Origin of the sequence: Microbacterium sediminicola (genome assembly GCF_039531125.1) — a bacterium.
GTDB lineage: Bacteria > Actinomycetota > Actinomycetes > Actinomycetales > Microbacteriaceae > Microbacterium > Microbacterium sediminicola.
In genome coordinates this window covers 1,260,281-1,271,946 of the sequence record NZ_BAAAPL010000001.1, presented here as the reverse complement: position 1 = coordinate 1,271,946, position 11,666 = coordinate 1,260,281, and the positions used below count along the sequence as shown (strand labels likewise).

Annotated in this window: 11 protein-coding genes; all 11 read left to right on the top strand. The window is 70.0% G+C overall.

The window, feature by feature from the left end; translation table 11 throughout:
- Positions 1-3: 3 nt before the first annotated feature.
- The 11 genes from recN (at position 4) to der (ending at position 11,647) form a co-directional block, all read left to right on the top strand.
- Entirely contained in the window at positions 4-1,713 is a 1,710-nt protein-coding gene (gene recN / locus ABD206_RS05920) for a DNA repair protein RecN (RefSeq protein WP_344070364.1), read from the top strand.
- 27 nt (positions 1,714-1,740) lie between these two features.
- Positions 1,741-3,450: a CTP synthase gene (gene pyrG, locus ABD206_RS05915; protein ID WP_344070363.1), complete on the top strand. Its 1,710-nt coding sequence runs from the start codon at positions 1,741-1,743 to the stop codon at positions 3,448-3,450.
- On the top strand, positions 3,447-4,025 hold the full coding sequence (locus tag ABD206_RS05910) for an NUDIX domain-containing protein (protein ID WP_344070361.1): 579 nt from the start codon (positions 3,447-3,449) through the stop codon (positions 4,023-4,025). The genes pyrG and ABD206_RS05910 overlap by 4 nt, the downstream gene beginning before the upstream one ends.
- 1 nt (position 4,026) lies before the next feature.
- Entirely contained in the window at positions 4,027-4,950 is a 924-nt protein-coding gene (gene xerD / locus ABD206_RS05905) for a site-specific tyrosine recombinase XerD (protein WP_344070359.1), read from the top strand.
- A gap of 95 nt (positions 4,951-5,045) precedes the next feature.
- The gene (locus ABD206_RS05900) at positions 5,046-5,924 is read left to right on the top strand and encodes a ParA family protein (RefSeq protein ID WP_344070357.1); all 879 of its coding nucleotides are present in this window, start codon (positions 5,046-5,048) and stop codon (positions 5,922-5,924) included.
- The gene (locus tag ABD206_RS05895) at positions 5,908-6,789 is read left to right on the top strand and encodes a segregation and condensation protein A (protein ID WP_425561160.1); all 882 of its coding nucleotides are present in this window, start codon (positions 5,908-5,910) and stop codon (positions 6,787-6,789) included. Before ABD206_RS05900 ends, ABD206_RS05895 begins: the two co-directional genes overlap by 17 nt.
- On the top strand, positions 6,779-7,390 hold the full coding sequence (scpB, locus tag ABD206_RS05890) for an SMC-Scp complex subunit ScpB (RefSeq protein WP_344070355.1): 612 nt from the start codon (positions 6,779-6,781) through the stop codon (positions 7,388-7,390). The genes ABD206_RS05895 and scpB overlap by 11 nt, the downstream gene beginning before the upstream one ends.
- Entirely contained in the window at positions 7,387-8,205 is an 819-nt protein-coding gene (locus tag ABD206_RS05885) for a pseudouridine synthase (protein ID WP_344070353.1), read from the top strand. Before scpB ends, ABD206_RS05885 begins: the two co-directional genes overlap by 4 nt.
- 1 nt (position 8,206) lies before the next feature.
- Complete coding sequence (locus ABD206_RS05880; RefSeq protein WP_344070351.1) at positions 8,207-9,403, top strand: prephenate dehydrogenase; 1,197 nt, start codon at positions 8,207-8,209, stop codon at positions 9,401-9,403.
- Positions 9,396-10,115, top strand: a complete 720-nt coding sequence (gene cmk, locus ABD206_RS05875; protein WP_344070350.1) for a (d)CMP kinase — start codon at positions 9,396-9,398, stop codon at positions 10,113-10,115. The genes ABD206_RS05880 and cmk overlap by 8 nt, the downstream gene beginning before the upstream one ends.
- A gap of 2 nt (positions 10,116-10,117) precedes the next feature.
- Entirely contained in the window at positions 10,118-11,647 is a 1,530-nt protein-coding gene (gene der / locus ABD206_RS05870) for a ribosome biogenesis GTPase Der (RefSeq protein WP_425561159.1), read from the top strand.
- The last annotated feature ends 19 nt before the right edge of the window (positions 11,648-11,666 follow it).

Below are 11,666 nucleotides of genomic sequence, written 5' to 3'. Positions count from 1 at the left end.
CAAGTGATCGAGCAGATGCGTCTGCGCGATCTCGGAGTGATCGCCGACGCGACCCTCCCGCTGGGGCCGGGGTTCACCGCGATCACCGGTGAGACGGGTGCGGGAAAGACGATGGTCGTCACCGGTCTCGGACTGCTGATGGGGGCCCGCTCGGATGCCGGTGCGGTGCGCGCCGGCGCGGCTCAGGCATCCGTGGAGGGCATCTGGATCGTGCCGCCCGAGGGTCACGTCGTGGACCGCGTGCGCGAGGCCGGCGGCGACATCGAACCGATCGATGACGGACGGGCCGAGCTCGTGGTCAGTCGGACGCTCTCGGCCGAGGGGCGCAGCCGCGCCTCGGTCGGAGGACGCTCCGCGCCCGCCGGAGTGCTGGCCGACCTCGCCGACCAGCTCGTCGTCGTCCACGGCCAATCCGATCAGCTGCGCCTGCGGTCGGCCGCGGCGCAGCGTGACGTGCTCGACAGGTTCGGGGGAGAGACGCTCGCCGCAGCGCTCGCCGCCTACGGTGAGGCGTTTCGCCACTGGCAGCGCGTCGACACAGAGCTGGAAACGCTGCTGACCGAGCGTGAGGACCGCGCGCGAGAGGCCGATCAGCTGCGCGCCGCGATCGATGAGATCGAGAAGATCGCACCCGAGCCCGACGAAGACGTGGCGCTCGCGCAGCGAGCGGCGCGACTGGCGCATTCCGAGGAGCTGCGGGACGCGGCGACGCTCGCGCACGAGCTGCTCGCGGGCGAGGGGGAAGCGCCCGACGCCGTCTCCCTCCTCGCGGATGCGCGCCGCACTCTGGAGCGCGCCAGCGGCAACGACCAGAGGCTGCAGGAGCTGGCAGACCAGCTCGCCGACCTGGGCTACCGGATGACGGACGTGTCGGCGGAGTTGGCCGGCTACCTCGCCGACCTTGATGACTCCGGACCCCAGGAGCTCGCCGCTGTCGAGGAGCGCCGGTCGGTGCTCGCCGACCTCGTGCGCGCCCACGGGACCCTCGCCGCAGCGCTCGATCTGCTTGCCACCGGTTCGGCGCGCCTCGTCGAGCTCGATGACGACGACGATCGCGTGGTGCGTCTGAGTGCGGAGCGCGACGCGGCGACATCCGCCCTGGATGCCGCCGCCGCGCATCTTACGGCCGCGCGCGCCGACGCGGCGACGCGGCTGGCCGCCGGGGTCACCGCAGAAGTCCAGGCGCTCGCGATGCCCGATGCCCGGGTGGAGGTCGTCGTCTCGCCCACCGAGCCGAGCATCCACGGCCGTGATGAGGTCGCCATCCTCCTGGCGCCGCACCCCGGTGCGCAGCTCCGACCCGTTGCACGGGGCGCCTCGGGAGGCGAACTCAGCCGTGTGATGCTGGCGCTGGAGGTCGTGACTGCGGGCGCGGATGCGGTGCCGACCTTCGTGTTCGACGAAGTGGATGCCGGGATCGGGGGAGCGGCGGCCATCGAGGTCGGTCAGCGGCTGGCGGCCCTCGCGCAGACCTCGCAGGTGATCGCCGTGACCCATCTGGCCCAGGTCGCGGCGTTCGCCGGACGCCACCTCTCGGTCGTCAAATCCAGCGACGGCTCGGTCACCGAATCGAGCGTGCGTAGCCTCGAGGGCCCCGAGCGGGAAGCGGAGATGGCGCGACTGCTGTCGGGAATGCCAGACTCCGAGGCAGCCCTCACCCACGCTCGTGAGCTGCTGGGGTTGAGAACCGCGCCGCGTCCCACCGCCGACTGACAGCGCCGACTGATAGGATCGAAGCCCGTGACGCAGACCCCGAGTGACTCCCACGGCAACCCTTCCGAGCGCACCACCAAGCACATCTTCGTGACCGGTGGCGTCGTCTCCTCTCTGGGGAAGGGACTCACGGCGGCCAGCCTCGGAAATCTCCTGACGGCGCGCGGGCTTCGGGTCGTGATGCAGAAGCTGGATCCCTATCTCAACGTGGACCCGGGGACGATGAACCCGTTCCAGCACGGCGAGGTCTTCGTCACCGATGACGGCGCGGAGACCGACCTCGACATCGGCCACTACGAGCGGTTCCTGGACATCGAGCTCAGCCAGGCGGCCAATGTCACGACCGGGCAGATCTACTCCCAGGTGATCGCCAAGGAACGCCGCGGCGAGTACCTCGGTGACACCGTGCAGGTCATCCCGCACATCACGGACGAGATCAAGCGCCGCATGCGCCTCCAGGCCAGCGAAGACCCACAGCCCGATGTCATCATCACTGAGATCGGCGGCACCGTCGGCGACATCGAGTCGCAGCCCTTCATCGAGTCGGCCCGTCAGATCCGCCACGAGCTGGGGCGGGGCAACGCGTTCTTCGTGCACGTCTCGCTCGTGCCGTTCATGGGTGCATCGGGCGAGCAGAAGACCAAGCCGACCCAGCACTCGGTGGCAACCCTCCGCTCGATCGGCATCCAGCCGGATGCGCTCGTGCTGCGCAGCGACCGTCCCGTGACCGACGCCAACAAGCGCAAGATCGCCCTCATGTGCGATGTCGACGAGGGTGCCGTGGTCAACGCCGTCGATGTGCCGAGCATCTACGACATCCCGACGATGCTGCACGAGCAGGGGCTGGACGACTACATCGTCGACAGTCTCAACCTGCACACCGACGACGTCGACTGGAGCCGCTGGAACAAGGTGCTGCAGGCGGTGCACAACCCCAAGCACGAGGTCACGATCGGCCTGGTCGGCAAATACATCGACCTTCCCGACGCCTACCTGTCGGTCACCGAGTCGCTCAAGGCCGGTGGGTTCGCCCATGAGACCCACGTCAACATCACCTGGATTCCCTCGGACCTGTGCGAGACGCCGGAGGGCGCGGCCAAGGCCCTGTCGCAGGTGGACGGCATCGTCGTCCCGGGCGGGTTCGGCATCCGCGGCATCGAGGGCAAGCTCGGCGCACTGAAGTTCGCGCGCGAGCAGGGCATCCCGACGCTCGGGATCTGCCTCGGCCTGCAGTGCATGGTCATCGAGTACGCCCGCAACATGGCCGACCTCCCCGGCGCGTCCTCGAGCGAGTTCGATCCCGACACCGAATTTCCGGTCGTTGCCACGATGGCCGAGCAGGTCGACATCATCGACCACGGTGACATGGGTGGCACGATGCGCCTGGGACTGTACCCCGCCGAGCTCGCCGAGGGCTCCATCGCCGCCGAGATCTACGGATCGACCCTCGCGCATGAGCGTCACCGTCACCGCTACGAGGTGAACAATGCCTACCGCGACAGACTGGCGACGGCGGGTCTGTGGTTCTCGGGGCTCTCGCCGGATCGCAACCTCGTCGAGTACGTCGAGCTGCCCCGGGACGTGCACCCGTACTACATCGCGACCCAGGCCCATCCCGAGCTGCGCTCGCGGCCGACCGCGCCGCACCCGCTGTTCCGGGGCCTGGTCGGCGCTGCGCTGGAGCGCCACCGCGCCAGCGAGCTGTTCGACGTCGAAAGTGCCGAGGACGCCGGGTGAGCAACCCGTTGCGCGACCAGCCCGTCGATGCGGAGGTCGTCGACTCGGACCTCGTCTACGAGGGCCGCGTGTGGGACGTGCGCAGCGACACCGTCGCGTACGGCGAGACGACGATCGTGCGCCAGTACGTCGAGCACCCGGGCGCCGCCGCCGTCGTGGCGATCGATGACGACCAGCGTGTCCTGCTGATCCAGCAGTACCGACACCCCATCCGTCACCGCGACTGGGAGATCCCCGCAGGGCTCTTGGATGTCGCGGGGGAGAGCCCTCTCGAGACGGCGCAGCGTGAGCTCGCCGAGGAGGTCGACCTCCGCGCCGAGGACTGGTCGGAGCTGGTCAGCATCTTCACGACGCCCGGTGGCAACGACGAGGTCGTGCACCTGTTCCTTGCCCGGGGGCTGAGCGCGCTCGAGGTCGCCCACCCCCGCGAGGACGAAGAGGCCGACATCCGCCTGGAGTGGGTCGCGCTCGAGGATGCTGTGACGGCTGTGCTCGATGGGCGGATGCGCAACGGCATCCTGGCGGTGGGGCTGCTGGCGGCCGCGGAGCGTCTGCGACGCGCATCCCGGTCGTGACATGCGCCTGGATCGCGCGATCGATGCCTACCTGCGGCATGTGACGGTCGAGCGGGGGCTGTCCGCGCACACGACCGCCGCCTACCGTCGCGACATCGCGCCGTACGCGCAGTGGTTGGGGGAGCGTGGCGTCGTCGAGGTCGCCGATGTCACTCTCGAGCTCGTCACCTCGTACGTCGCCGAGCGGGCGGGTGCCGATCCGGCACCCGCTGCCACGAGCCTCGCGCGGCTGCAGTCCTCGATCCGCGGGCTGCACCGGTTCTTGCTCGCTGAGCAGCTCGCTCCCACCGATCCGACGCTGCGGCTGCGACCGCCGAAGATGCCCCAGCGCCTTCCCAAGGCGCTGACGATCGGGCAGGTCGAGCAGCTCCTGGATGCCGCAGGCCCCGAGCCCGGGGAAGCGGAGGCCGCCGACCTCGTGCCGCTGCGCGATCGTGCGCTGCTGGAGCTGCTCTACGCCACCGGAGCGCGTGTCTCGGAGGCGGTCGGCCTGGACGTGGACGATGTGACGCACGGAGATGTGCTGCGGGTGCGCGGCAAGGGCGGGAAGGAGCGCATCATCCCGATCGGGTCCTACGCGCGCGCCGCCGTGGATGCCTACCTCACCCGGGCGCGGCCGGAACTGGCCCGACGGGGGCGGGGCACACCACGGCTGTTCCTCGGCGCTCGGGGCGCACCGCTGTCGCGCCAGAGCGCATGGCTGGTGATCCAGGCGGCGGCCGAGCGGGCGCAGCTGCACGCCCATGTGTCGCCCCACACGCTGCGGCACTCGTTCGCGACACACCTGCTGCAGGGCGGAGCCGACGTGCGGGTGGTGCAGGAGCTGCTCGGGCACGCGTCGGTGGCCACCACCCAGATCTACACCCACGTGAGCGTCGACTCGCTGCGCGACATCTACGCGACCTCCCACCCTCGCGCCCGCTGACTCTGCGGCGGCGAGGCGCCGTCGGCCGCGCACAGCCCGTGGCTAGAATCGGTGGACGGCGCAGGGCGCCGGATTCGGGGAAGGCAGGAGTCTCAGTGGCGGCGAGCAAGCGGGCGGCGGCGAAGCTCGAGGACGAGGTCCTCGGTCCGACAGGACGCCCCTACCACGGGTTCGACACCCCCCGGCCGCTGGAATCCCACGGCCCGGCCCGCATCATCGCCCTGTGCAACCAGAAGGGCGGCGTGGGAAAGACCACGACGACCATCAACCTGGCGGCCTCCCTCGCCGAGTACGGGCGCAAAGTCCTCGCGGTCGATTTCGACCCGCAGGGTGCGCTGTCGGCGGGCCTGGGTATCCCGACCCATGACATTACGACGATCTACGACCTGCTGCTGGACACCAAGCGCGACCCGCATGACGCGATCGTCCCCTCCTCGGTCGAGGGTTTGGATGTCATCCCGGCCAACATCGACCTCTCGGCCGCCGAAGTGCACCTGGTCAACGAGGTCGCCCGCGAGACGATCCTCTCCCGGGTCCTGCGCAAGGTCGCCGGTGAGTACGACGTCATCCTGATCGACTGTCAGCCCTCGCTCGGCCTTCTCACCGTCAACGCGCTGACCGCCAGCCACGGCGTGCTCATCCCGCTGGAGTGCGAGTTCTTCGCACTGCGCGGCGTGGCCTTGCTCATCGAGACGATCGACAAGGTGCGGGACCGCCTCAACCCCTCGATCACCCTCGACGGGGTGCTCGCGACGATGTACGACCCGCGGACGCTCCACTCCCGCGAGGTCCTCGAGCGCGTCGTGGAGGCCTTCGGCGATGACGTGCTGGAAACCGTCATCGGCCGCACGGTGAAGTTCCCGGATGCCTCGGTGTCGGGCGTTCCGATCACGACCTTCGCGCCCGAACACGCCGCCGCGCAGGCCTACCTGCGCCTTGCCCGGGAACTCGTCGCACGTGGCGCGATCGCCTGAGGCGCCCGAGCCGACCGACACGGAGGGCCCGCGCGCACCCCTGAGCGCTGAGGGGGAGGCATCCGACCCCGCGACCGCCGCCGATCCCGGATTCCGGGTATCGCTGGATGTCTTCGACGGCCCGTTCGACCTGCTCCTCTCGCTGATCTCGCAGCACGAACTGGACATCACGGAGGTCGCGTTGAGTCGGGTCACCGACGAGTTCATCGCCTACCTGCGCGCGCTCGGCCCCGAGCAGGACCTCGACGAGACCTCCCAGTTCCTCGTCGTCGCGGCGACCCTGTTGGACATGAAGGTGGCGGGACTCCTACCGCAGGGTGAGCTCGTGGACGCCGAGAGCGTCGCGCTGCTGGAGGCGCGCGACCTGCTGTTCGCCCGCCTGCTGCAATACCGCGCGTTCAAGGATGTGTCGGAGTGGTTCGGCCGCTGTCTCGTGCGTGAAGATCGCCGCCACGCGCGCACTGTTCCCCTGGACGCGAAGTACCGCAACGTCGTGCCCGAACTGGTCTGGACCCACTCGGCCGAGGACTTCGCGGCCCTCGCTCTCCTCGCGCTGACGCCCAAGGAGATCCCGCACGTCGGGCTCGACCACCTGCACGCGCCGCTGGTGAGCATCCGGGAGCAGGCCGCCGTGGTGGTGACGCTGCTGCGCGGCGCCGGCACGCTGACCTTTCGTGAGCTGATCGTCGGCGCCGACCAGCCCGGCGTGATCGTCGCGCGGTTCCTGTCGGTGCTCGAGTTGTACCGGCATGCGGCTCTCACCTTCGAACAGCTCGAGCCGCTCGGCGAGCTGACGCTGCGCTGGAGCGCGGAGCGGTGGTCGGACGAGAATCTTGCGACACTGGGAGCCGACTATGACCGATGACACCGTGCCTGATCACACCGCCCCCGACGACACCTCCGCCTTCGCCGCCGACATCGTGCGCCGGCTCGAAGCCGTGCTGATGATCCTCGACGAGCCCCACAGCATCGTGAGTCTCGCCGCCGCGGTCAGCGCTCCGGTCCCCGCCGTGCGGCAGGCCCTGGAGACTCTCGTCGCCGACTACGACGGCGAGCGCGACGGTCCGCGCCGGGGGTTCGAACTGCGCGAGGTGGGCGGCGGATGGCGCCTGTACGTGCGCGAGGAGTTCGACGATCTCATCGCGGAGGTCGTCACCGCCCAGACCCCGTCCCGCCTGTCGCAGGCGGCGCTGGAGACGCTCGCGGTCATCGCCTACAAGCAGCCGGTCACGCGCGGGCAGGTCGCGGCGATCCGTGCCGTCAATGTCGATTCGGTGGTGCGCACGCTCGTCTCGAGGGGTCTCATCGCCGAAGTCTTCACCGATCCCGACACCGGCGCGATCCACTACGGCACGACCGACGCGCTGCTGGTGAACCTCGGGATCAATTCGCTCGACGAGCTGCCACACATCTCGCCGCTGCTGGATGACGGGACCGGTGGATTCGACTCGGAGGCCGTGCGATGAGCCCGTCGGGCAACCAGGATTCTGCGCCCGAGGGCGTGCGCCTGCAGAAGGTCCTCGCCGCCGCGGGTGTCGCTTCCCGTCGCGTCTGCGAGCAGCTGATCGTCGAGGGTCGCATCCGGGTCAACGGCGCGGTGGTGACCGAGCTCGGCACCCGTATCGATCCGGAGAGCGACCTCGTGGACGTCGACGGCGTCGCGGTCCAGCTCGATGGGACCAAGCGCTACATCATCTTGAACAAGCCCCGCGGGATCGTCAGCACGATGAAGGACGAGCAGGGACGCCCGGATCTGCGCCGCTACACCCGGGAGTGGCCGGAGCGCCTGTTCAACGTCGGGAGGCTGGACGCCGACACGAGCGGTCTGCTCGTGCTCACCAACGACGGTGACCTCGCCCATGTGCTCTCCCACCCCTCGTTCGGGGTGACCAAGGTCTACATCGCCAAGGTCGAGGGGCGCGTGAGCGCGCAGACCATCGCGCGGCTGACCGCCGGAGTGACCCTGGAGGACGGCCCGATCGCCGCCGACAAGGCGCGGTTGCTGTCGGCATCCGGTGAGGGAGCGGGCTCGCTCGTCGAACTCACCCTGCACTCGGGCCGCAACCGCATCGTCCGGCGCATGATGGCCGAGGTCGGGCATCCCGTCGTCGAGCTGGTCCGGAGGCAGTTCGGGCCGCTGCACCTGGGAACCCTCCCAGTGGGGAAGGCCCGTGAGCTGACTAAACTGGAGCGTGGCGCGCTTCTCACCCTGTCGCGCCGAGATGCCGGTGATGACCGTTCCGCCGGCGACGAGCTTTCTGCCGGCCCGAGGAGCCAGTGACATGACCATGCCCGCCGCATCATCCGCGCGCCCGGATGCGGCGCACCCCGGTGCTGCCTCGCGAGACGCCGCTGCGCGGACGGATGCCGGCGCCCGGTCCGAGGCGCTCTCCTCGCGTCTGTCCGGCACCGTGCGCATCGTCGGTGCCGGCTTGCTGGGCGCGAGTATCGGCCACGCGCTGCGCGCCGCCGGTGTGGACGTCGCGCTCGAGGACACCTCGCCCGCACAGCTGAGCCTTGCTGTCGACTACGGCGCCGGACGCGCCGCCACGGCGCAGGATCGCCCCACTTTGATCGTCGTGGCCGTGCCGCCGGATGTCGTCGCCGACGTGGTGGAGCGGGAGCTGCGCACCCACCCGGGCGTCGTGGTGACCGACGTCGCGAGCGTCAAGCTCGAGCCGCTGCGCACCCTGCGCGAGCGCGGCGTCGATCTCACCCACTACATCGGCTCGCACCCGCTGGCGGGGCGCGAGCGCGGAGGTGCGATCTCGGCCCGCGCCGACATCTTCGTCGGACGCCCCTGGGTGGTCTGCCGTGACGCGGAGACGCCGGCCGCAGACCTCGCCCTGGTGGAGTCCCTGGCCCTGGAGCTCGGCGCGATGCCGCTGGAGATGACCCCTGAGGACCACGACCGCTCCGTCGCGCTGGTCTCCCACGTGCCGCAGCTGGTGGCCAGCCTGTTGGCGGGGCGCTTCACCGACGCGGCCGATGGGTCCTTGCGACTGGCGGGACAGGGTGTGCGCGACACGACGCGCATCGCCGCATCCGCGCCGGAGCTGTGGGTGCAGATCCTCTCGGCCAATGCGGCGCCGGTGGTGGATGTGCTCGACCAGCTCTCGGTCGATCTCGCCCGCGTCGCCGATGCCCTGCGCGCCCCCGACGCCCCGGGCGCCCGGCGCGAGGTGGCGGACACGATCCGCCGCGGCAACGAGGGCGTCGAGCGGCTGCCCGGCAAGCACGGACAGAACCGCCGGTTCGCGACGATGGTCGTCATGGTCGATGACACCGCCGGTCAGCTGGGTCGTCTGTTCGGCGACCTGGGTGAACTCGGTGTCAACGTCGAGGACCTGCGCCTGGAGCACTCGCCGGGCGCGCCGTTCGGCCTCGCCGAGGTCAGCGTGGTGCCCGCCGCGCTGCACGGCGCCGCGGAGGGCTTGGAGCAGCGCGGCTGGAAGATTGCGAGCACGAGCAATGACTGACGTGACCACCCAGACTCCCGCGATCATCGCGATGGACGGACCCGCCGGCAGTGGAAAATCGAGCGTCTCCAAAGAGGTCGCCCGCCGCATCGGCTTCGGCTATCTCGACACCGGTGCCGCCTACCGTGCGCTCGCGTGGCAGGCGCTGCAGACCGAGCGCGACACCTCCGATGCCACCTCAGTCCTCGAGGTCGCGAGTGATTTCCCGTTCTCGATCTCGCTGGACCCGGACGCGTTCTGGGTGAAGGTCGGCGACACCGAGGTGACCGAGGCGATTCGAGAGCCTCGTGTGTCGGATGCCGTCAGCGGCGTCGCGCGCGTGGCACTGGTGCGTCGTGCGATGAACGCGATGTTCCGCTCGCTCGTGGCCGACTCGGGCCTGCGCGGCGTCATCATCGAGGGACGTGACATCACGACTGTGGTCGCGCCGGATGCCCCTGTGCGGATCCTGCTGAGTGCGGATCCCGTCGTGCGCGCCGCCCGCCGCAGCGCCGAGCTGACCAGCCTCGACACGGCCGCTGTCGCCGTGGCGATGCAGCGGCGGGACGCCTCCGATGCGCAGGTCGTGGATTTCCTCGAGGCGGCGCCCGGGGTCATCCCGATCGATTCCACAGACCTCGACTTCGAGCAGACCGTCGACGCGGTGCTCGAGGTCGTCACCGACATCCTGAACATCGCCGCGCCTGCGGCATCCACCGAGCCGGAGGCGTAAGCGTGGACACCGACGAGATCCCGGACAACGAGGGCGAGGTCGACCGACTCACCGAGCGGCTGGCCGACATCGACGACACCCTCGCCGACCAGCGCGCGGCGGCCCTGCGCGCCTCCCTCGAGGACTACGACCTCGATGACGACGACGCTGCCGTGCTCGCCGGGCTCGTCGCGGGCGAAGACGGCATCGAGTATCTGCCGGCGCTGCCGGTGGTCGCAATCGTCGGTCGGCCCAATGTCGGCAAGTCCGCCCTCGTCAACCGCATCCTCGGGCGTCGCGAAGCGGTCGTGGAAGACACCCCGGGCGTCACCCGCGACCGGGTGATGTACAAGGCCGAGTGGCTCGGCCGACGCTTCACGCTCGTGGACACCGGCGGGTGGGAGCCCGATGCCCGCGGCATCGACAAGTCGGTTGCCGCCCAGGCCGAGGTGGCGATCGACCTGTGCGACGTGGTGCTGTTCGTCGTCGACGCCATGGTGGGCGCCACCTCGACCGATGAGCACGTGGTGCGGCTGCTGCGCACGTCGGGAAAGCCCGTTTTCCTGGTCGCCAACAAGATCGACGACGCGCGCCAGGAACCTGAGGCCGCGGCGCTGTGGAACCTCGGTCTCGGTGAACCGCATCCCGTCTCCGCGATCCACGGCCGCGGCGTGGCGGACCTCCTGGACACCGTCATGGAGGTGCTGCCGGAGACCTCGGCCGTCGCCTCGCACGAGATCGGCGGCCCTCGCCGCGTGGCGATCCTCGGCCGACCCAATGTCGGCAAGTCGTCGCTGCTGAACAAGGCGGCGGGCGAAGAGCGCGTGGTCGTCAACGACCTGGCCGGCACCACCCGCGACCCGGTCGACGAGATCGTCGAAGTCGGTGGCAAGCTCTGGAACTTCGTCGATACCGCCGGCATCCGCCGTCGCGTGCACCTGCAGCAGGGTGCCGATTTCTACGCGTCGCTGCGCACCTCCGCAGCTCTGGAAAAAGCGGAGGTGGCCGTCGTCGTGCTCGATGTCAGCCAGCCGCTGAGCGAGCAGGATGTCCGCATCATCGACCTCGTGCTGGAGTCGGGCCGTGCGCTCGTGCTGGCATTCAACAAGTGGGACCTGCTCTCCACGCCCGAGTTGGAGAACCAGGACCGTCGCCGCTATCTCGAGCGCGAGATCGAGCAGGACCTCGCGCACGTGTCGTGGGCGCCGCGTGTGAACATCTCCGCGCGCACCGGCCGTCACCTCGAGAAGCTCGTTCCCGCCCTCGAGACGGCACTGGCATCCTGGGACCAGCGCATCCCCACCGGCAAGTTCAACGCGTTCCTCGCCGAACTCGTCGCCGAGCACCCGCATCCGCTGCGCGGTGGGAAGCAGCCGCGCATCCTCTTCGGGACGCAGGCCTCGACGCGTCCGCCGACCTTCGTGCTGTTCACGACCGGATTCCTGGATGCGGGGTACCGCCGCTTCGTGCAGCGGCGCCTCCGCGAGCTGTACGGCTTCGAGGGCACCCCGATCGTGCTGAACATGCGCGTGCGGGAGCGCCGCCAGCGGTGATGCGCGCGGCGGCGCCCGG